20 protein-coding genes are annotated in these 21,993 nt (G+C 37.9%); 4 read left to right on the top strand and 16 right to left on the bottom strand.

Annotated features, from left to right (window positions below; genetic code table 11):
• Window positions 1–69 precede the first annotated feature (69 nt).
• The 5 genes from hcp to H0Z36_RS01190 all read right to left on the bottom strand — a co-directional run bounded on the left by hcp (window position 70) and on the right by H0Z36_RS01190 (window position 4,143).
• Window positions 70–1,686: a hydroxylamine reductase gene (gene hcp, locus H0Z36_RS01210; RefSeq protein WP_296863110.1), complete on the bottom strand. Its 1,617-nt coding sequence runs from the start codon at window positions 1,684–1,686 to the stop codon at window positions 70–72.
• Between the two features lie 84 nt (window positions 1,687–1,770).
• Window positions 1,771–2,169 (bottom strand): Rrf2 family transcriptional regulator, encoded by a 399-nt coding sequence (locus H0Z36_RS01205; RefSeq protein WP_296863108.1) that lies wholly within the window; start codon window positions 2,167–2,169, stop codon window positions 1,771–1,773.
• Window positions 2,170–2,269: 100 nt separating this feature from the next.
• On the bottom strand, window positions 2,270–2,908 hold the full coding sequence (locus H0Z36_RS01200; protein WP_296863106.1) for an ABC-2 transporter permease: 639 nt from the start codon (window positions 2,906–2,908) through the stop codon (window positions 2,270–2,272).
• Window positions 2,901–3,767, bottom strand: a complete 867-nt coding sequence (locus H0Z36_RS01195) for an ABC transporter ATP-binding protein (protein ID WP_296863104.1) — start codon at window positions 3,765–3,767, stop codon at window positions 2,901–2,903. Before H0Z36_RS01195 ends, H0Z36_RS01200 begins: the two co-directional genes overlap by 8 nt.
• Window position 3,768: 1 nt before the next feature.
• Complete coding sequence (locus H0Z36_RS01190; RefSeq protein WP_296863102.1) at window positions 3,769–4,143, bottom strand: GntR family transcriptional regulator; 375 nt, start codon at window positions 4,141–4,143, stop codon at window positions 3,769–3,771.
• Between the two features lie 171 nt (window positions 4,144–4,314).
• On the opposite strand from H0Z36_RS01190, the gene H0Z36_RS01185 reads away from it, so the two are divergent.
• Window positions 4,315–4,581, top strand: a complete 267-nt coding sequence (locus H0Z36_RS01185) for a YciI family protein (RefSeq protein WP_296863100.1) — start codon at window positions 4,315–4,317, stop codon at window positions 4,579–4,581.
• A gap of 49 nt (window positions 4,582–4,630) precedes the next feature.
• On the opposite strand, the gene H0Z36_RS01180 is transcribed toward H0Z36_RS01185, so the two are convergent.
• The 5 genes from H0Z36_RS01180 to H0Z36_RS01160 all read right to left on the bottom strand — a co-directional run bounded on the left by H0Z36_RS01180 (window position 4,631) and on the right by H0Z36_RS01160 (window position 11,160).
• Complete coding sequence (locus tag H0Z36_RS01180; protein WP_296863099.1) at window positions 4,631–5,125, bottom strand: DUF2703 domain-containing protein; 495 nt, start codon at window positions 5,123–5,125, stop codon at window positions 4,631–4,633.
• 19 nt (window positions 5,126–5,144) lie between these two features.
• Window positions 5,145–6,305, bottom strand: coding sequence for an iron-containing alcohol dehydrogenase (locus tag H0Z36_RS01175; protein WP_296863097.1), 1,161 nt, complete (start codon window positions 6,303–6,305; stop codon window positions 5,145–5,147).
• An 8-nt stretch (window positions 6,306–6,313) separates the two neighbouring features.
• Window positions 6,314–7,909, bottom strand: a complete 1,596-nt coding sequence (locus H0Z36_RS01170; RefSeq protein ID WP_296863095.1) for a diguanylate cyclase — start codon at window positions 7,907–7,909, stop codon at window positions 6,314–6,316.
• Between the two features lie 233 nt (window positions 7,910–8,142).
• On the bottom strand, window positions 8,143–10,086 hold the full coding sequence (locus tag H0Z36_RS01165; protein WP_296863093.1) for an HD domain-containing phosphohydrolase: 1,944 nt from the start codon (window positions 10,084–10,086) through the stop codon (window positions 8,143–8,145).
• A gap of 141 nt (window positions 10,087–10,227) precedes the next feature.
• Complete coding sequence (locus H0Z36_RS01160) at window positions 10,228–11,160, bottom strand: alpha/beta hydrolase (protein WP_296863091.1); 933 nt, start codon at window positions 11,158–11,160, stop codon at window positions 10,228–10,230.
• Window positions 11,161–11,232: 72 nt separating this feature from the next.
• On the opposite strand from H0Z36_RS01160, the gene H0Z36_RS01155 reads away from it, so the two are divergent.
• Together H0Z36_RS01155 and nhaA are read left to right on the top strand one after the other, a co-directional pair.
• Window positions 11,233–12,003 carry an epoxyqueuosine reductase gene (locus H0Z36_RS01155; protein ID WP_296863089.1) on the top strand — a complete coding sequence of 257 codons (771 nt, stop codon included), beginning with the start codon at window positions 11,233–11,235 and terminating at the stop codon, window positions 12,001–12,003.
• Between the two features lie 119 nt (window positions 12,004–12,122).
• Window positions 12,123–13,466: a Na+/H+ antiporter NhaA gene (gene nhaA, locus H0Z36_RS01150; protein ID WP_296863087.1), complete on the top strand. Its 1,344-nt coding sequence runs from the start codon at window positions 12,123–12,125 to the stop codon at window positions 13,464–13,466.
• A 65-nt stretch (window positions 13,467–13,531) separates the two neighbouring features.
• Here nhaA and H0Z36_RS01145 read toward each other — a convergent pair whose 3' ends face one another.
• The 3 genes from H0Z36_RS01145 to H0Z36_RS01135 are packed head-to-tail and all read right to left on the bottom strand — an operon-like array spanning window position 13,532 to window position 16,775.
• Window positions 13,532–14,662, bottom strand: a complete 1,131-nt coding sequence (locus H0Z36_RS01145; RefSeq protein ID WP_296863086.1) for an alpha/beta fold hydrolase — start codon at window positions 14,660–14,662, stop codon at window positions 13,532–13,534.
• A gap of 18 nt (window positions 14,663–14,680) precedes the next feature.
• Window positions 14,681–16,399 (bottom strand): AMP-binding protein, encoded by a 1,719-nt coding sequence (locus tag H0Z36_RS01140; protein ID WP_296863084.1) that lies wholly within the window; start codon window positions 16,397–16,399, stop codon window positions 14,681–14,683.
• Between the two features lie 19 nt (window positions 16,400–16,418).
• The gene (locus H0Z36_RS01135; RefSeq protein ID WP_296863082.1) at window positions 16,419–16,775 is read right to left on the bottom strand and encodes a hypothetical protein; all 357 of its coding nucleotides are present in this window, start codon (window positions 16,773–16,775) and stop codon (window positions 16,419–16,421) included.
• 239 nt (window positions 16,776–17,014) lie between these two features.
• On the opposite strand from H0Z36_RS01135, the gene H0Z36_RS01130 reads away from it, so the two are divergent.
• Window positions 17,015–17,671, top strand: a complete 657-nt coding sequence (locus H0Z36_RS01130) for a DUF5692 family protein (protein ID WP_296863079.1) — start codon at window positions 17,015–17,017, stop codon at window positions 17,669–17,671.
• A 281-nt stretch (window positions 17,672–17,952) separates the two neighbouring features.
• Here H0Z36_RS01130 and H0Z36_RS01125 read toward each other — a convergent pair whose 3' ends face one another.
• The 3 genes from H0Z36_RS01125 to glmS form a co-directional block, all read right to left on the bottom strand.
• Window positions 17,953–18,732 (bottom strand): hypothetical protein, encoded by a 780-nt coding sequence (locus tag H0Z36_RS01125; RefSeq protein ID WP_296863077.1) that lies wholly within the window; start codon window positions 18,730–18,732, stop codon window positions 17,953–17,955.
• Complete coding sequence (locus H0Z36_RS01120) at window positions 18,729–19,466, bottom strand: HD domain-containing phosphohydrolase (RefSeq protein WP_296863075.1); 738 nt, start codon at window positions 19,464–19,466, stop codon at window positions 18,729–18,731. Before H0Z36_RS01120 ends, H0Z36_RS01125 begins: the two co-directional genes overlap by 4 nt.
• A gap of 665 nt (window positions 19,467–20,131) precedes the next feature.
• Window positions 20,132–21,943, bottom strand: coding sequence for a glutamine--fructose-6-phosphate transaminase (isomerizing) (gene glmS, locus H0Z36_RS01115; protein ID WP_296863073.1), 1,812 nt, complete (start codon window positions 21,941–21,943; stop codon window positions 20,132–20,134).
• Window positions 21,944–21,993 lie beyond the last annotated feature (50 nt).

Below are 21,993 nucleotides of genomic sequence, written 5' to 3'. Positions count from 1 at the left end.
AAAAATTTAAAAACACAAATAAAGGGCAAAGAGCTTCTAAAATACTCTCTGCCCCTTGCTAATTTAAAATTATTGTCCAAGAATAACTTTCAAATCTTCTTCTGCCGTTGTTACAGGCTTAAGACCGAACTTGTCTGACAAAACTTTAAGCACATCTTCCGAAATAAAAGCCGGCAGGCTCGGGCCTATCCTTATATCTTGAATACCCAAATATAACAAAGTAAGAAGAATGGAAACCGCCTTCTGTTCAAACCAGGATAAAACTAAAGATAACGGAAGTTCATTTACATCGCAGTTAAAAGCTTCCGCTAAAGCTAAAGCAATCTGAACAGCTGAATAAGCATCATTGCACTGTCCAACATCCAAAAGCCTTGGAATACCGTCTATTGTTCCCAGATTTTTATCAAAGAAGCGGAATTTGCCGCATCCTAAAGTTAAAATAACTGTGTCTTCCGGAGCTTTTTCTACTATCTCGGTATAATAGCTGCGGCCCGGTTTAGCTCCGTCACAACCGCCCACCAGGAGAAAATGTCTAATGGCTCCTGCCTTTACTCCTTCTATAACCTTATCTGCTACACTTAATACCGCATTGCGGGCAAATCCAGTCATAACCTGTCCCGAATCCATATCTTCCTCAAAACCCGGCATTTCTAGAGCTTTAACAATAATTTCGCTGTAATCATGGTTTTCAATATGTTTAACCCCCGGCCAGCCTACCGGACCTGCAGTATATATGTTTGCCTCATAAGATTCTTTAGGCTTCTGCAAGCAGTTGGTAGTCATTAATATAGGCCCCGGAAAGCTTTCAAACTCCCTGCGCTGGTTCTGCCAGGCCGTGCCGTAATGTCCATAAAAATGAGGGTATTTCTTTAATTCCGGATAACCGTGGGCCGGCAACATTTCGCCATGAGTATATACATATATGCCTTTGTCTTTTGTAGCTTCTAACAAAACCTTAAGGTCATAAAAGTCATGGCCGGAAACTAAGATACACTTGCCTTTTTTATGCCCTAAAGGAACTTCAGTTGGAACAGGATGGCCAAAAGCCTCAGTGTTTGCCTTATCCAAAAGCTCCATGGTTATAAGATTTATTTCTCCGGATTTAAGAAGCATATTAAGCCATTCTTCCATGGTAAGATTTTTGCTTCCGATAGTTGACAAAGCTTCATAGACAAAAGAATAAATCCTTTCATCTTCATGTCCTAGAACTCGAGCATGATAAGCATAAGCTGCAATTCCCTTTAAACTGTAAAGCAAAGTTTCCTGCAGAGACTTAATGTTAACATCAGGATGATCGCTTATAAGTCCTATCTTTTTAGAATCAGCTATAAGTTTTTCGATGCTTTCCGCAGGCTGGTAACTTAACGCTGGTTCATCACTGTTAAGCCGTCCTAACTTAGCCTTAAGTCCATCACGCGCTGCCGTCACTTTTAAAATATAATCCTTTATTCTTTCCGGGTCAAAATTTACATTAGTTAAAGTAGAAAATAACGCTTCCAATACCAATCCATCAATCAAATCATCTTTTATTCCCTTTTCCCTTGCCTCAACCTCTACCAGAGCTAATCCCTTAAGAGCAAATGTAAGTAAATCCTGCAGCAAGGCGACGTCTTCCTTTTTGCCACACACCCCCACCGAAGTACAGGCTATTCCTTTAGCCGTTTGTTCACACTGATTACAGTACATTCCATCTTCCTCCTCTTCTTTATTTTTATTTAAGGGGACATTTGGATTATTTTTACCTTTTTTGTCTAGTTTAAGCTAAAAATTTTACTTTATCAAATCAGCCAGAGTATGCCGGTTAAGTTCTTTCAGCATTGCCTTCTGCGCCCGTTCCAATTCGCGTGAAATCGGACACTCAGGCTTATTAGGACACTGGTAGCCGGGAAGCAGACATACATTAAGGGCAATCGGCCCTTCAACCGCGGATATAATATCGGCCAGAGTAATTTGATCTGCCGCTTTTGCCAGCCTTATCCCTCCGCTGTTTCCCCGCTGGGTAATCACAAGATCTGCCAGTGCTAATAGTTTCACCGTTTTCTTCAAAAAATCTTCTGGAATATCTTGTCTTTCAGATATTACCCGGGTGGAAATCAACTCCCCCGGCTCAGCCTTGGCAAGTTCCAGCATAGTTCGTATAGCATATTCACTCTGTCGCGTTATTTGCAATTTCCTTACCCCTTTTGTGGATTAATTTAGTCCCCTTTATTATCTATACTATAAACCATATCATCTCATTGCGCAAGAACAAAAAACGATTCTCACCTTTTTAAAAATCCCGAGCCCTGTAGAAACGAAGGGAAAGCAAAACAGACACTACCTGCACGCACAAAAACAATAAAATAAACAGCCCGGCTATAATCTCAGCCCTGACCTCCATCAACCCCGACATTCCCCCCGGGAGTCCACTTCCCGCAAAATTTGACAGCACAGGCATAACTCCTCCAAAAATGAGAAAAAATACGATAAAATTAACCAGCCGCGATTTCATATAGCCCAGTTTAAAATAAAAGGGAAAATAAATACTGCCCAAAAAACCTATTATCAACAAAGCAGCTATTGCTTTCACCCCACTTAGCTTTGCCAAATGCACCGGCAGGGGTAAGATACTTATGACCCAATAAAGCAAAGCATAAAACACCATCATACTAAGTGCAAAAACATAAACTGATAAATAACGTGCCCATACTATGGTATCACGTTTTAATGGCAGACTGTTTAATACCATATCAGCTTTGCTTTTATCATCATAAGCACAGGCCGTAAGCAGCATAGCATAACTCAGAACTATAATACTGGCTACGTCTCCGTAATCCCGGAAAGCTATAACCATGACAGCAACATATAAAAAAGCAAAAAGGAAAGTTTTTTTCTGAAGCAAAAAATCTTTCAATATGAGATTATACATTTTCTTCCCTCCCACTGAAATAGAGCATAATATCTTCCAAGGTAGGCTTTTCTAAAACTGTCCTGCCTTTAAGTTTTCTTGCCATATTTTCTTTATCAAAAGCCAAACCGGTAAACCCAAAGCGATTCTCCCTGATTCCTATAAAATATTTCTTTATATCTGCATCCAGCAAATCCTTTTCTCCCTTTACCAGCACATATCTATCCCACAATTCTTCTTTGGGGCTGGAAAATACTATCTTCCCCTCATTGATAAACGTTATATAATCTGCTATCTTATCCAGATCGGAAGTAATGTGAGTTGAAAAAAACACCCCTTTATTTTCATCTTGGATAAATTCGCCCAAAATCTCCAGAAGCTCATCCCTTATAATCGGATCCAGTCCGGAAGTAGGCTCATCCATTATCAAAAGCTCAGCATTATGCGACAGAGCCACTGCCAGGGAAAACTTCATTTTCATACCTTTGGACAAATCTTTAATCTTCCTCTTAGGCGGAAGAGAAAACTTCTTCATATAATGTTTAAAAATCTTGTCATTCCAATTAGAATAAAAAGGGGCTATAATCCTTTTCATTTCACTCACGGTAAGTTCCTCATAATAATAATTCTCGTCAAAAACAAAGCCTATCCTGTTTTTTATCTCCTGTTCATTTTTTACATGATCAAGCCCAAAAACCTTAATATCTCCCCTGTCTTTCCTTAAAAGATTGAGAATCAGCTTTATTATAGTACTTTTTCCCGCTCCATTTGGACCTATAAACCCCATAATATAACCTGGTTCCAAGCTGAAACTTACTTCCTCTAAAGCAAAGTCGCCAAAACTTTTGCACAAATTTTTCACCTCTAAAATAGGCGCCATCTTATACCTCCTCATAAAGCAGCTTTAATATTTCCTTAAGTTCATCTAAAGTAAGATTTATTACCCGCGCTGCTTCAATAGCTTCCGTAAATTTTTCTTCCACTATCCGCAGATACCTTTCTCTCAAAATTTCCTTATTTTGCGCCGCAACAAAACAGCCTTTGCCCGGCACAGTAACAATATATCCTTCATTTTCCAGTTCCTGATAAGCCCTTTTAGTAGTAATGACACTTATTTTAAGCTCTTTAGCCAAATTCCTGATTGAAGGCAAAAGTTCATTGGGGCTTAATTCTCCGCGCATAATCATATCTTTAATCTGGCGGGCAATCTGTTCATAAATAGGTTCAGGAGAGCTGTTAGAAATAATAATCCTCAATTAACCACCACCCGTTCGGAACATTTCATCTATATCGTTTATATGTGTATATATTCATTATATACAGCTGATGAAACAAAGTCAATCTAAAAATATCTCACTTGTTTATTTAGCAAATTATGATAATATAAACATGTCACATCAAATGTAGCAGAAAAAGGAGGAATTGATATGCCTTATTTCATAGCTTTTCTGCAGACGGTGGACCCGGAAAAAGATGCCGCCATTCTTGCTGAACACAAAGCTTATCTTGATAAATACATCAAAGAAGGCAAAATATTCGCCAAAGGCCCTTTTCTCGACCACAGCGGCGGGCTTATCATCTACCACACCGAAACAGAAGAAGAAGCTTATCAAATCGCTTTGAACGACCCGGTTATAAAAGAAAAAAGCCGAACCATGATTTTCAAAGCCTGGAAAAGCACTTTAGGGGAATAGAAAATAAGAAGTCGGGCAGAGTATTCCGCCCGACTCTAAAAATTAAATTTCAAAAAAGATCTATTCTCCTTTTTTGCTGTATTCCCCGATAAAAACGCTTTAAGTTTTCTGGAAGAACATATTCTTTTTCTTCTAAATCTCTTTCCTTTCCCTTACCGTATACTTCATTTAAAATAGCTTCTACAATCATTTCCTTAGGAGCCTCAGTATATTCTTTTCCTTTGTAAACCCATACCCTGCAGTCAACATCAGTTCCGCATAAATCACCACATGAAGTGCAGGAACTCTCCTTCACTTCCATCTGAATATCTCTGCCGTTAACCCTTATAGTAGGCGAACTTACAAACTTATACTTATATGCCAGATCTTCATTTATTACATTAATTTTGTTAACTTCCACTTCTATGTCGTCTTTTTCTAAAATATTTTTTACTTCTGCTAAAGCTGCCTCCAAACTAGCATCTGTTCCCTGACACCGCTCACATACGCTCAAATCAAGATATAAAAAATCAATTACTACTTTCCTGGTTTCATCTGTGTTCATGTTCTTCCTCCTTACAATTTTAGAATGCATTTTTAAGTATACTTAAAACATCCTGTCTGTTAAGCTTCTTAAACCTTCCCAACTCTTCATCTGTTACTGCCTTTTCCGCCATTATTTCAAGATCTTCCCTTTGGATTCCCACCTCATTAAGTCTTGATGGCAAACCTAAAGCTTTAAAAAATGCTCGGGTTTTCCCAATCCCTTCCTTGGCCATTTCCCATTCATTATTACCTGTTACTCCCCATACATTAATTGCATAAGCCGCAAACTTCCCTACCGTCTGCTCGTCTAACACATACTCCATCCAGTAAGGAATAAGAATAGCCAAACCTACCCCATGAGCTATATCGTATAATGCGCTTACTTCATGTTCTATCATATGGGTAGCCCAGTCGGTAAGCTTGCCGGTCGACAAAATTCCATTTAAAGCTATAGTGCTTGCCCACATAAGATTAGCCCTGGCTTCATAATTTTCAGGTTCTTTTAAGGCTATGGGAGCATAATGAATACAAGTTTTAAGTACAGATTCCGCTATTCTGTCCTGCAGGTATGCACCTTCATTAGCACTGAAATACTGCTCAAAAACATGGCTCATTATATCAGCAACTCCGGCTGCAGTCTGAAGAGGGGGAACGGTGCAGGTTAAAAGAGGATCCAATATGGAAAATTTAGGCAAAAGGTGACTGCTTCCTACTCCCTTCTTTGCTTTAGTCTCATCATTGCTTATAACCGCATTTCCATTCATCTCCGAACCGGTAGCAGCCAAAGTAAGAACTGCTCCTATCGGCAAAGCTTTCTCTATTTTAGCCTTGCGGGTAAAAAAGTCCCATGGGTCACCATCATAAAAAAATCCAGCAGCTATAATTTTAGCACAGTCGATAACACTTCCTCCGCCAACTGCTAAAACCATATCCAAACTATGTTCCCGACAAAGTTTTATTCCTTCTCGGACACTGTCAAGGCGCGGGTTGGGTTTAACCCCGGAAAGCTCTTTGTATTCTATGCCTGATTCCTTTAAAATATCTACCACCTGGTAATAAATCCCGTTTCTCTTTATACTTCCTTCTCCATAAACTAAAAGTATCCTCCGGGAATAAGGTACAATTTCCTCTCCCAGCTTACTTATCTTTCCTTTCCCGAAAATAATTTTGGTTGGATTATGAAAAACAAAATCAAGCATCTTTTAATCTAATCCTCCTTTATTTGTTCTTCCCTGCATTTTTTATTTTTCTTATCTTTGTACATATTATAATCAGCCTGCCTAAAAAGCTCATCGGCAGATATCTTGCTATCTTCCCTCAAGGCATATCCTGCTGATATACCCGGTTTCGCAACTCCTTTTCCCAATTCTTCCTCTGTAAACCTTTCCTTAATCTTTTCAGCTATATCAGCAATGGTTTCCTTATCAACATCATATAAAATTATCACAAATTCATCCCCGCCTATGCGCATAACCTCATCCTTTTGCCGCACACAGGATCTTATAACCTCAGCAGCCCGAATTATAAACTCATCTCCTGCCAAATGTCCCATAAAATCATTAATTTCTTTGAGCCCATCCAAGTCGCATATAATTATTCCCACCTTTTTCTCCTTATCCTTATCAATTTCCTCCATCTTCTTCAAAAAATATGCCCGGTTAAAAAGCCCTGTTAAAGGGTCATGCAAACTCAAATATCTGAGTTCCTTTTCTGCTTCTTTGCGAACTTTTATTTCCTGCATAAGCTTATTAACCAGTCGCATGTCTTTGCTTACTGCTACAATCCCCACTAAATCGCCGAAATTATCTCTCACTGCAGTAAAAAAATTTCTGGTAGGTATTTTTTCACCTGAAGAAGTTACAAAATTGAGTCTTCTATGTTGTTTATCAAACTTCTTTATACGGTTCAAAACCTCCATCAGTCGATCTTTTTCCTCAACCAGGTCAACTAATGAAATCCCTAAAACTTCTTCTTTCCTTTTTTTTAAAATAATCAATGCTCGTCGATTAACTTTTACTATTTGGAAGTTATGATCCAGCAAAAACACCATGTCATTTATATGGGATAATATATCCTCAGCCACCATACCGTAATTAAACTGCATAAGCTTATATTTATTAACTGCATAAAGAATCCCGCCTGCCCAAAATACGCCCAGGAAATGTGCTATCCCCGGCGTTTCGTATTTTAAAGCAGGTAAAATCAAATTAGTTATTAGCCCTGAAACCAGGATAATCATACCAAAAGAAATTATTAAATATGCCTGCATTTTTTCACGCTTAAAACGGCTTTTGTTTCCCCATCTATAGATCAAAATAAACATAATCAATGCATATAAACCATAATAAAAAATGTGAACCCAGTACCACGGGTTATCAAGGCGAATAATCTCCACCGTGCCGTAGTTATAGAAAGCAAAATCAAAAGCTGTAAGCTTTCCCATCCAAGATTTATAAAGCTCCAAAAAGGGAAGCAAAAAAATTAAAAAATAACCCCCAATCTTAATCTTTTCAATTTTTCCTGTAAGTTCGAGACCAAACAAAAGTAAAAATAAAGGCAAAAGTATCCAGCCAATAGAAGATATTCTAAACCACATCCAGGCTGTCCTGTAATCATCTGCTGAATAAAAAAACGCATAGCCAAAAGACCAGATTACAAGGCAAACACTCACCATCATAAAAAGCCAGTTCGCCCTGGATCTAGGATTCAAATTGAGCGCAAAAACCCCCAGCCATATATAAAAAACACAAACCAGAAGTGAAAGTATGCCTAAAGTGTTTATATCCCTTCTCTCCCCTTTCATAATTCCCGAATAATCTTTCTCCCTGATTTATCATTATTATACGATATTTTCATAAAATAAAATAAAATAAAAAAAAGGGCAATCTCACCATCAACAGTAAGAACAGCCCTTTTGCATGTCTTCTATTACAGCTTAAACATTTTTACCAAGGCAGTGAGTTCTTCTGCTTTATTGAGCAGCAGCCCTGCCATTTCGCTAACCTCTGCGTCTTTTCTGGCTGTATTTTCACTTCCTTATTTTCCACCTATAACCTCCAGAAAAATTTCCACCAGCTCAGGATCAAATTGAGTCCCGGCATTTCTCTTTAATTCAGCTACTGCTTCCTCACGGCTTAATGCCCTGCGGTAAGGTCTATCGCTGGTCATGGCGTCATAAGCGTCCACTACCGCAATAATGCGAGACAAAAGCGGAATCTCTTCTCCTTTAAGCCCCCTCGGATATCCTGTCCCATCCCAATGTTCATGGTGAGATAATATGTATTCAGCCACTGATAGGAGCTCAGCTGTATTCTGGGCTATGCGGCAGCCGATTTCCGGGTGTTTCTTCATTTCATCCCATTCTTCATCAGAAAGAGAAGCAGGTTTTTTTAAAATTTCTTCCCTGACCCCTATTTTACCTATATCATGTAAAAGAGCGAGAAGTGAAAGCTCATCTATCTGCCGGGAGGACAATTTAAGCCTTTTTGCTATACTTATACCCCATTTCTTCATGCGCTCCGCATGTTCTCTAGTTTCTACACTCTTTTCCATCAATGTGGAAAGTAATGCATCAAGAATAACTTTGCGGCTGCTTCTTTCATTTAAAAGCTTATTCCTATACATCATTTCTTCAGCTTCTTTTATAATCTTATCTATCGGGTATTTTGCTTCATTCATAATTGCAAAACCAAACGCCATACTTAATTTAAAAGGCAGATTTTCAAGCTTCTCACATTCTTCTTTTATTTTTTCAATAATCTCCTCAGCATCTGCCTCCGAGCTTGCAGGAAGAAAAATCAGAAATTCATCGCCTCCCCAGCGGGAAATTATATCGCTTTCCCGGCAGCTTCTTTTTATTGCTTCAGCTGCCTTTTTAAGCATAATATCTCCAAATTTATGGCCTAAAGCATCATTTATAACTTTGAGATTATTTATATCGGCTACGATTATAGTTAAGGGAACATTTTCCGATACAGCTATTTTATGTAAGTTTTCATCTATAAATCGACGGTTGTAAAAACCGGTAAGAATATCATGGTATGTCCTAAAAATAATTTCTTTTTCGTAATCTTTATTTATCAAATATTGGCAAACTATGTGTGCAACTACTTTCAAAAGTTCAATATCCTCATCTTTCCATACACGGCAACTCGTACAATCATCAAATCCAATAAAGCTCATTTTGCCATCCTCTTTGCAGATTGGAAAAACCAGAATTGATTTTATATTCTGTTCTTTTAAAATCAAGCTGGTGTATTCATCCGGTATATCATCTATATTTGAATAGTTAATGACTTCTCCCCTTTTTATCTTCTCCATCCACCAGGCAAACAATGCTTTAGGAAGCTTCTGCAACCTGTCCTTTTGCGGTTCAATACCGGGCGCATTCCACTCAAAAGTATTGCTTATAGTTTGACCATCATCATCCTCTTCAAAAATATAAACCCTGCTGACACCTGTTTCAGTTCCCAGGATCATAAGGGTCTTTTCTAAAAATGAAGCCTTTTCTTTTTCTTCCAGGGCCAAGATAGTTATCCTGCTTACTATTTTTTCATATCTCAAGCGATGTTTCAGTTCTTCTTCCATTTTTTTTCGTTCGGTTATATCACATCGTGAGCCCACAATATATTTTATCTTGCCTTCCTCATAAACAGGGGTTAAGTTAACATTCCATATCCTTTCCCCACCCGGCAAAAAAAGCTTTTCTTCATAGCTCACCGGAGATTCAGCCAATATGCAGCGCATATAATTTTCCTTTACTTTTCTTCCAATCTCCGAACCTAATACTTCTTCCGGGGTTCTGTTTTTTAGATCTTCATTTCTGAATCCGGTAAACTCCTGATGGGCACGGTTAGACACAATGTAATAAAATTCTCCGTTTTTAAATTCTGCCAGAAACAAAGCATCCTGGATACTGTTAAAAATAATCTCTAAAGGTCTATTTTTTAATAATTTTCCTATATTACTTTTATTCTCCATAAGTCCCCACTCTTTTTTAAGTTCTCAAGCAATTTTGCCATTTTTTATCTAATTTTATCACATTTTGTTTTATTTTGGTAGTATTTTATGTTGCTTGTGTATTTTTTTAAAAATATAAAATATTAATCAAACATAAGCTTTTTATCCTAAAATTTCTTTTTGCATCCATTCCCAGATATCATCGAAAACCTCTTTCCTGTTAACTTCATTAAACAATTCATGCCTTTTTCCGGAATAAAGTTTCATACTCACCTTTCTGCAGCCTGCATCCAAATATATGTTATAAAGCCTCTTTACCAGCCTGCCGTATTCCCCCACCGGATCCCTATCGCCCGCAATGATAAATACAGGCAAATCCTTGGGAATTAAAGATAACCTCTCCGGCTTATACAAATTCAAAAAAGCTTTGGCCAAATAATAAAAAAATCCGGTAGTAAAAACCTCCCCACAATATGGGTCTTCTTCATACTTGCGGACTTCTTCCTTATCTGTACTGAGCCAGGAAAAGCGGCTTTTATTATCCTTTATTCCCCGGTTGAAACTGCCAAAGCTCATAAAATCTAAAAAACGGCTGCGGTGCTTTTCTCCTCTTACCGCTCTTTCCAGGCTTGCCAAAATATATCCTGCTTTTGCCTTAATTGTATTCATAGCCGCCGAACCGCATAATACTGCCCCGTCAATTTTGTTCCCATATCTTATCATATATTCCTGGGCTATAAAAGAACCAAAACTGTGGGCTATTATAATTAAAGGTAAACCTTTATACTTTTCTCCCAAAAAATTTGATATTATATATTCATCCTTGACTATTTTATTAAAACCATCTTCCCCTATGTATCCTATATCCTCTAATCTTTTTGCCGTCCTGCCGTGTCCCCGATGGTCATCAGCGTAGACAACAAAACCTTTTCTATTGAAATACTCAACAAGCGGATAATACCTTGCTCCGTGCTCTGCCATGCCGTGGAATATCTGAACAACACCTCTAGCTTCATCTACTTTATCCCAACAGTGAAGATAGATGTCACTCCCCCCTTCTCCCCTTATAAAAGTTCCGTGATAGTTATCAGCCATAACAATACCCCCCTTGACTTATTAAGGATTTATTTTAAACTTTATTATAAACGATAAGCAGGTGAAGAATTTATGCAAAAAAAACTTACAAAATGGATAACAGAATATATCGAACATTATAAAAATCAGCATATGTCTGTTACTATATGGAATAAGCCTCTGATATCATTTGTAGATGCAAAAGACAAAAGATTTTACAACCTCAAAGAAACCGTAAATCCCGCTCATCTTATGCCGAACGACCTTCTTCCAAACGCCCGGTCTGTTATAGTATATTTTGTTCCTTTTACACATAATGTAACTAAAAGCAACCTGAATTCAGGCATAAGTTCAAGAGAATGGGCTTATGCTTGTGTAGAAACTAATAAATTGATAGCACATATAAACAGGTATCTACATGAAAAACTGAAAGACTATGGCTATACATGCACTAACCTTCCTGCTACCCACAACTTTGATGAAAAAAAACTCATAAGCAGCTGGTCTCACAGGCATATAGCAGAAATAGCAGGTTTAGGCGGATTTGGACTTCATCGCCTGCTCATAACTGATGCCGGATGTAGCGGAAGATTAGGAAGCATTGTAACAGATATTCCGCTTAATGTTGAGCCTGTGCTACCTAAAACTTACTGTTTATATTATCTTAACGGCAGTTGTAAAAAATGTATAGAAAAATGCCCTGCCGGTGCCCTTACTCTCGAAAAATTCGACCGTTTTAAATGTTATGAATATTTGTTGAAAAACGCCGAGCTTCATGCTGATATCGTATTAGCTGATGTATGTGGAAAATGTATAAGTGGAGTTCCTTGTTCTCACAAGAATCCCGTAAGGGAGGATGAGTAAAAAATCACCAATATTTCAATAAAAAACTTCATCAAGCATAATTTTTAAAATTTAAATCTATATGTTAAAATAATGACACAAAATATTCTTAAATTATATATTAAGAAGGAAAAAATAACATGAATAAAAAAGAAACCTCATTAAGGCTTTATCTTTTACAACCACTCCAACGATTCTTAAATTCCGAACTTTTGAGCAGCCAGCTGCTTCTGATCGCAACTGCAGTTGCTCTTATATGGGCTAATTCATCTTATGCCGCAAGTTATTTTGCCTTATGGGAAACAGAATTAAGCTTTCAAATAGGGAATTTCATTTTATCCGACACTTTAGGCCACTGGATAAATGATGGTTTAATGGTTATCTTCTTTTTTGTCGTAGGCCTGGAAATTAAACGGGAATTTATGGTCGGCGAGCTTTCCAGCTTCAAAAAAGCCAGCTTGCCCATGTTAGCCGCATTAGGCGGCATGGTGGTTCCCGCCATTATATATACTTTTTTTAATGCTGGCACTGACAGTATGAGCGGCTGGGGAATACCTATGGCAACAGATATAGCTTTTGCTTTAGGGGTGCTCATGCTTCTGGGAAATCGAATACCTCTGCCCCTTAAAGTATTTTTATTGGCACTGGCCATAGTTGACGATCTGGGTGCCATTCTGGTAATTGCTCTTTTCTACACAGAACAGATTAACTTAACCAGTCTGTTAATAGCTCTTATTATATTAGGCGTATCTGTTTTCTTGAATTATATCGGTGTGAGAAAAACCTTTCCCTACGCTTTACTCGGAATATTTTTGTGGGTAGCTTTCCTGCAGTCCGGAGTACACGCTACAATCGCCGGCGTCTTAATGGCTTTTACTATTCCATCCCGGGCCCAATTAGGTGCTGAAGAATTTAAAGAGGCAACTCTCAATCTTGTCGAACGCTTCCCGGAAAGAGAAATCAATATTATGTGTACTGACAAAGAACAAAAAGAAACCCTCTACGAGCTAAAATATATAATCAATAATATCAATACTCCGCTTCAGCGGTTGGAAGATGCCCTACATCCGATAGCATCATATTTTATAATCCCGGTTTTTGCCCTGGCCAATGCCGGAGTCCCTTTTATCGGCAATGCTGTTATTAATTTCTTAAATCCAATAACTTTAGGTATAATATTAGGGTTGGTACTAGGTAAACAAATCGGCATCACCCTTTTCTCCTGGCTGGGAGTAAAAGTCGGCATAGCCCATCTCCCGACCGGCATAAGTTTCAAACACATTTACGGAATAAGCTGCCTTGGCGGTATAGGTTTTACTATGTCGCTTTTTATCACCAACCTGGCTTTTGCAAATCCTGTCTATATTGAAGCAGCCAAAATAGGAATTTTAGCTGCTTCCCTGATTTCAGCTGTTATAGGAACAACATTTTTAATGCTCACTACTGATAACAAAAAAAATAAAACAAACTGCTCCTTTGAATGAGCCAAAAAATAAAAAACCCGTATATATTTCAGGCTGTTTCCTGCCCGGCGGAAACAGCCTTTCTATCAGATAACCAGCTTCATAACTTCCGCCACCTTAGTCCAGTCTTCCCTCAAAGCTTCAGTTCCCATAAGGGTTCCTATATGTCCCCCGGGAGTGAGTATCTCAATGATGTTTTCCTGAGGAGTCTTTACATATTTGCGGAGGGCAAAAGCCTGCGGCGGAGGTGTAATGTGATCCTTAGCCCCTGCCATAATAATTATCGGACACTCGATATTGCCAAGATCTATTCCTCTTCCCTTCAACTTCCATACACCCGGTTTAGTAAGGTTGTTCTCTTTAAATATATTTTTAATGGCATCAAGGTAAAATCTCCCCGGCAGATAATGAGTTTCTTCATACCAATTTTCAAAGCGAATGAATCGCTTTATACCATCTTCATCACATTTATCAATCATCTCCCAAAGCCTTTGATATTTCCGCACATAATGTTCATCAGCCTGCATGCTTTTAAAGCCCATCAAAATATACCTTCCGTCCATAAGACCGTTGCCGCGGGCAACCAGGTATTCAAAAAACTCCATAGGAAGTCGAGCATATTCAATAATTTCTGAAGGGGCAGCATATACATCAATAGGTGAAGCTGCAATTACCAAAGTCGCAATTTTCTCCGGATATAAAGCAGTATAGATAGCAGCTTGCCACCCTCCCTGGCACTGCCCTATAATGTGTATTCTATAAATCCCGGTACGCCGCCTGATCTCTTCTACTGCTTCATCAGTGAGCCTTATATAATCATCTATCCCTAGTTCTTTATATTCCGGCGTTGCCGAAAGCCATTCGGTAACATAAACATCATAACCATAGCGGTGAAAAACCCGAACCAGACTTTGGGCAGGAGAATAATCAGCTAAGCATGAGTGGTGTCCCGCCTGGGGAGGAAGTATTAATATAGGTCTTCTAGCCTTCGGATCATCAGGATTGGGAAAATGACGCAGTCTCAAAGTCTGATGTTCATAAATTATATTGTTATAGGTGCACCATCCGTTTTGCGGATTTTTAAGGCTGAAAAGAATATCATAATAACGCATAGTCTTCCGATATTTATCCGTCCAAAAACCCAGCGGTGCAAACATCAAAGACAAGCTTTCCTTATACCAGCTTAATATCCTTTCATTTTTCACATCAAGATTCATATTATACCCCTTCCTTCCTTACAGGCGTATCTTATGGCACAATACAGCTTCATAAACCTCCCGGGTCAATCTTGTATATTCTTCCTTTTCCGCATCAAATACAAAAAGCTCCTCCTTCACATAATCAGGATTAAATCCTTCTTCTATATATCGTGATTTGTTTTTTCTAAGGCCTTTATCAGTCCGGGAAATTCTTATAAAAGAAGGTATTTCATAGCGTGGCAGATGATTTTTCAAATGTGAAACAAACTTGCCCCAATTAAGCTTCTCCCCTTCAATCAGCTTGATTACCGCCAATCCCGCTCTTCCTTCATAACCTTTTACATCTATCCCTACGACTAGAGCATCGTCTATCGGTCCGAAAAACTTTTTAATAATATCTGCAACCTGATGGGCAGATATGGTCTTCCCCTTCCATCTATACACATCATCAAGCCTTTGCACAAACTCAATGTAGTCATCTTCATGAAGTCTTACCAGGTCACGGGTATTAAAATATCTGTCCCCCTTTTCAAAAACACTGCGCATAATCCTGATGTCTGTTTCTTCAAAATTGTTGATATATCCCTCAAACCCAGAGTATTCACCAATTTTTAAAAGAAGAACCCCGGTCTCATTAACCTCAGATTTTACCGCATAGCCATTATCATCAAAGATTATACGGTCTTTATCTTTATCATATCTGACAACTTCCCCCAGTCTCAATCCGGCTAAATTGAGACAACCGCACATGCCCGGCCTTTCTTCTAAATTTATTAAAATCCCCACATTTTCAGTTGTTCCATAAATTTCAATAATATGCTCAATATTAAACCTTTCCTTGAAAGGAATGAACAAATCTGCAGCCATTCCATTGCTCAAAACTTTTTTAACCCCATGTTTTTTATCCAAGTCTGAAGGCTCCTGACTGTAAAGATACTTAAACATCTGCCCGGTTCCTAAAAAATAAGTAGTTTTATATTTATCGGCATCCTTCCAAAAACTGCTTACTGAAAAGTCGGGGGCAAGCACCAGAGTACTTTCACTGGCCATCATGGCTGCAAAGGCCCCGGAAAATCCACTGTTAAGCCAGAAAGGGATACACGTGTATCCTATTTCATCAGAGGCAAGATCTGCATATATACGAACTGTTTCAGCAGTTAAAAGCCAGCGGAAATGATTTAAAGGAACTACCTTACGCCCTGAAAAACCGGCTGCTGTATAAAGATAGACAAACGGTTCAAAATTTTTAACTGCAACCTCTGGTTTATCAGCCTGGGAAGGAAGATCGGCGAGCAATTGAGGATAAAAAAGAATAGTTCCCGGATAGCGAAGTCTTGTAAAGTCTTTTGCCTTTTCCCATGCATCCGTGAACTCCTCTCCCACCACTACCATGCGGGGTTCGCTTAAGCTTATATCTTCAGCCAACTTTTCTTCTTTTAAATCGGTAATAATTAAGGCAGCTACCGCCCCCAGCCTGCTTAAACCTACAACCATAGCCAAATAATCGGGAGAATTCTTCATCAGAAGGGCTACCACATCGCCTTTTTTTATGCCTTTAGAGGAAAAAAAGCAGGCAAATTTATTGGCTTTCTCATCAAACAATCCGTAGTTTATAGATTTATCTTTATATATAAACGCCGGAAAATCCGGTTTTTTAGCTGCAATTTCTTCCAGTTTGCAGCCCATACAATAATCAGGATTTTCTTTTAAAAAATTTAAATACCTAAGGTATTCTCTGTCTTTTTCGTTTTCCATATTTCCCTCTCCATTTTACTTAATTTGTTTTTTCACCTTCATTTATATCATTCGAATTCATCATCTGCATAAAAGAAAGCCAGGGATTAAACGATGCATTTCTCATATTTTCCACAGAGCTCATTACAATTTCCTTGGTAACGGTATACATTTGCTGCTGTCCTTTGCTTGCCTGCATCAGAACCGCATCAAACCATTTCATCTGTTCATCAAGCATTTCCTTACTCGTTTTCATATAGTTTTTCATCATTGAATGGCTCTTTTCCTTCCATAATTTTGAACTTTCCGCCGCAACTTTCCATAAACCCCAGTATAATTCTGACATCTTGGCACCAGATTCCCACATCTTCTCCATTTTTTCTCTTTCCAGTATCATATACAACCTCCCCCTTTTTAATTACTAAATACCTTATAAGGTTAATGTTTCTTTTAAATGAATATTTTAACAGGTATTCATAATTCAATTTTAGTTTATTAAACAGAGCTTAGTCAATCCGCATTGTATACACCTTAATGCTGTCTTTATACATAAAAATAGCATCTTAATATCCATAAAATACAAATTAACTTAAAAATCAGGTTAAAAAAAATATAAAAATTTATAAATCCTTTTTAATGTTCCCCCCGGCCATTCTGTCAATTAACATCATGGAAGCTGTAATCCGCGACTTCCAATGCTTCAGCTTTAATGGAATTGTAGACGGAATGCTCATCGTGGGCGGTCCCTGGAACATTATGAACGGAATTGCCGGCATTCTTAACATTATAACCATCTCCGGCTGGGCTGGCATCTATATCTCTCAGAACCGCAAGCATCGCGACATGATTTGGCCTGACCAGCTTTGGTTTTGGATAATCGCTTACGATCTGTGGAACTTTGCTTATGTTTATAACTGCGTGCCCGATCACTCTTTCTACGCCGGAGCAGCACTGCTCTTATCCTGCACCATCCCCGCTTTCTTAAGTGGAGGCAAAGGAGCATGGCTGCAACACAGAACCCATACCCTTGGCGTATGGATGATGTTTGTCATGACTTTCCCCAACTTCGTAGATACTTCAATGTTTGCAGTAAAATCTTCCCACAACCCGACAGCCTTGATGATAGTAAGCGGATTAGCTTTAGCTTCTAATGTGGCAGTATTTGTATACCACTATTACAAAGTCTTTAAATACAAACGCAATATCCTCAAAGGGGAAGAAGTGCATACCGATCTTGGTTCTTACAAAGACTTAAAGAATCTAGATCAAACTGCCGAACCTGCTTTAGCTTAAATTCTCCCCCACAATATATTTAATTTTCATCCATTAAAGACTGGATACTCCTTCATAATTACTGAGTCATCCAGTCTTTGCATTTCTTAAAATATGTGTTTTCTTTTTTTATTTGTAAAACTTTGTCATCCAAAATAGAGGATTATAGCTTATTTTATTGAATTGTTTAAACCATAATAAATAAAAATTTTTATAAAATAAAATCTCTTTCTCTTTTAACCTATTTTTCTGCTATGTTCTGCACCTTAACAATCTCCAGCTTCCTAATCTCAAATAAAAAACTAATTAAACATCTTCTTTATACTTATCTGCTTGCGGAAAATCTGCCTAAATATTTCATCCCGATATTTTTCCTGCAGGTCAACAAACTCAAAAGTATAGTGAGTTCTTCTATTTATCTTAATCCTTTCGGTTATTCTCCCCGAAACCGGCACATTTGTTCCGTCTTCAAACCTAATTATAACAGCATAAATATCATTTTCATCAATTTGAACATTTTCTTCTTCAAAACTAAAATCCAAACTTTCTCCCGATATAGCCGTAATTATTATTCTTTTCACCTGTTTATTCTTTAAATTAACCAAATCTCCACTTAACATCCACAAAAGCTTAAATGCTGAATTAGCTTCTAAAGGCGACAGTTCCTTCAACAGAAGTCTATTATCCTCAATTTTTTCATATTTTTTAACTTTAAATTTGTAAAGTATATTTTGCCTCTCAAAGGCTAAAATCAAATTTTCTACATAAAGATCATCTAAATCATCAATAAAATTTACTGCCAAAAACAAAACTTGTTCAGCTTGCTTTAGGACGAAACCACTTAAAGTATAAATTCTCTTATTTGCCCTAAACAACAAATTGGCAGGCATCACTATATCATCAAAAACCTGCTCAGTTGCGGTTAGTCTCGCATTTAATATTTCTATAGCTATATCTGCTATCTCGGGGTCAAAATCCTTTCCCCTGCATCTTTTGATTTCTAATATCGTTTCCTTAATATCCATTTGTTTTTTATAACTCCTTTCAGAAAGCATCGCATCCATGGCATCTGCCATTTTCAAAATTCTGGCTCCTTTAAGATCAGCTCACCTTTTAATTGCCTGGGATATCCTGTGCCGTCCCATTTTTCATGATGCTGTAATATCCATTCATCAATATGGCTGTCTCTATCAAATAAAAACATATACCTAGCTAAATATTGACCAATTCTAACATGCTTTTTTATTTCCTCATATTCTTGTTCTGTTAATTTTCCCGGCTTATTCAAAATATCCTCGTCAATAAAGATTTTACCTATATCATGTAAAAGAGCAGCCAAATAAATTCTAGTCAAATCTTCATCAGAATAATTTAGTCTCTTAGCTATCTGTACCGCCCAAGAAGCAACATTATATATATGGTTTACCATAAAAGAAGATCTATTTTTAAATACTTCATGAAAAAATATTGTATTCTCAATAGTAATCTTATAAGATATTTTCATTTGTTCCAGTCTTAATATTTCATATATATTGTTTTCTATTATTTGATTTAGTCTTTTTATATCAAAATCATTTATTTCTTCCGCAAAATTACCCAGATAAACATACCCCAAAACCCTGCCATTTTGTTCAACCGGGATATAAATTTCATGCACAACATTTTTTAAAAGCATATTTTTGTCATCATCTTTATGTTTTTCAATTGATTTTCTTAAATTTAAAACATCAGCAAATTGACATTTTTTGTTAATCTCTAAATTTATGTATTCAGACAAATTATATTCTATGTTTATATTATCTCTCTTTACTTCCAATATTCTAATCACCATGTTGCTATATAAGGCATAAAGCAAACAGCAGTCTATATTATTTTTTTCAATAAAATCAAGTAATTCCTTTTTAAATCACTCGGATACAAACTTAGTTCTAATCTTAACGCACGACCAGACACTGTCTCACCCCTATTTCCATATAAATATTCAACATAATAAATTTTTCATTAGAGCACTCTACTTAAATTTAAACATAAAAACCTCTCTTAAACAGCACTAAATATTAAACACATTTTAAAAAAATTTTTTCAAAATATCTTCTGATATTTTCCAAAAACATATATTGATTTTTAAAAACCCTTTCCATTTTTGCTTCCGCAAACCCACATAAAATCTACATGTCATTTTCCGAGAGGTAATAAAGTTTTTCCGTAAGGCAGTATTAGATTTCCTATAATTCACCAAATACACCTCAAGTTTGTGTGAAAAAGTTGTTCCAAAAGGGGCAGGGTCAAGGATAAAAGGAAAAAGGAATAAGTGCGTAAACCTTGATTTTTCAAGGCTTACCACTTATCCCTTTCTTAGTTCTGTATGAACCTGTTCCTTAATCCTTTTTCCTTTTTTCTCCTCAAACGGAACCACTTTTTTCGCATGAGGGAAAGGTATAAATGAGAAATACATTTTTTCGCATGGTCGGGAGTAATAAATTATTCTACCGTCACCGACTTGGCCAGGTTTCTCGGTTTATCCACATCGGCTCCTCTGAACACCGCCATGTAATAGGCAAACATCTGCAGAGGCACTACGGAAACTATCGGGGTTAAGAAAGGATTCATATCCGGCAAAAGTATCTGCTCCTCACATTCCTGACATTCTTCCTGCAGGTTGTGTTTGCAGATAGCAATCACCACTGCCCCTCTGGCTTTTACTTCTTTGATATTGGACATAGTTTTTTCAACCAGTTCATCCTGGGTAATAAGTGATAAAACCGGAACTCCTTCGCTTATAAGTGCCAAAGGACCGTGTTTTAACTCCCCGGCCGCATAAGCCTCAGCGTGGATATAAGAAATTTCTTTAAGTTTAAGGGCTCCTTCCATGGCAACCGCATAATCAAGGCTGCGCCCCAGGAAAAAGGTGCTCTGCACATCACGGTATTTGTAAGCGAGCTCCTTAAGTTTTTCTTCCTGTTTTAATACCTCTTCCACCTTCTCATCTATATTTATTATTTCTTCGGTAATCTTCCTTATCTCTTCCTCAGCACAGGTTTTTCTCGCCTGAGCCAGGTAAAGTGCTAAAAGATACATGATTAAAAGCTGGGTGGAATAAGCCTTGGTAGAAGCCACAGCTATTTCCGGTCCGGCATGGGTGTAAATAACTTCATCTGCCTCCCGGGCAACCGAGCTTCCCACCACATTAGTTACCGCTAAAACCTTTATGCTGTTTCTTTTAGCTTCTCTTAAAGCAGCCAAAGTATCAGCGGTTTCTCCTGACTGGCTTATAACTACCATAAGGTCATTCGGCTGCCATAATATTTCCCGGTACCTGAATTCAGAGGCAATATCTGTTTCAACCGGGATCTTAGCCAGCTTTTCTATGGCCTTTTTCCCCACCAGTCCGGCGTGATAAGCGGTGCCGCAGGCTACAATATAAATTTTATTTATTTTTTCCGCATCAATCGCCAGATTATCTAATTCTACCCTACCGGCTTTTATTTTTCCTCTTAAAGTCTGGCGCAGAGCCTCCGGCTGCTCGTGAATTTCTTTAAGCATAAAATGCTCATAGCCGCCTTTTTCTGCTGCCACCGGATCCCAAGGAACTTGATATATCTCTTTATTAATAGAATTTCCGCTAAAGTCGGTAAACTCTATCTTTTCCGGCGTAACTACGGCAAATTGATTGTCTTCCATAATATAAACTTTATTAGTCCTGCTTAATATGGCAGGTATGTCTGAAGCGATGTAATTTTCCCCTTCTCCTATTCCTACGATAAGGGGACTATCTTTTTTGGCTGCAATAATCTTATCCGGCTCATCCTTTGATATAACCCCAATGGCAAAAGAACCTTTCATATGCTTAAGGGCCTTTCTCACCGCTTCTTCCAGGGAATTATCATAGTATTTTTCAATAAGATGAGCAATAACTTCAGTGTCAGTTTCAGAAACAAAATCATGCCCTTCCAATATCAAATCCTTGCGCAGCACAGCGTAGTTTTCAATTATGCCGTTGTGCACTACGGCAATCCTACCGCTGCAGTCAGTATGCGGATGAGCGTTAGTATCGCTCGGCACCCCATGGGTAGCCCAGCGGGTATGGCCTATTCCGATACGGCTTACCGGCATTTCCCTTAAAGCACTTTTTAAATCAGCAAGCCTTCCTTTTTTCTTTACAATCTCTATATGGCCATCTTTGTAAAAAGCAACCCCGGCTGAATCATAGCCGCGGTATTCCAGTTTGCTTAATCCATCTATTATTACCGGCAAACCCTGATTTTTGCCTATATATCCCATAATTCCACACATAAAAAAACCTCCAGATAAACTCTTTTACATTTTTTTATATCTAACTCCTC

The organism is Thermosyntropha sp. (genome assembly GCF_017656155.1).
In the GTDB taxonomy this organism is placed as follows: Bacteria; Bacillota; Syntrophomonadia; order Syntrophomonadales; family Syntrophomonadaceae; genus Thermosyntropha.
The sequence above is the reverse complement of the archived record's forward strand: the minus strand, read 5'-3'. Positions and strand labels throughout refer to the sequence as shown.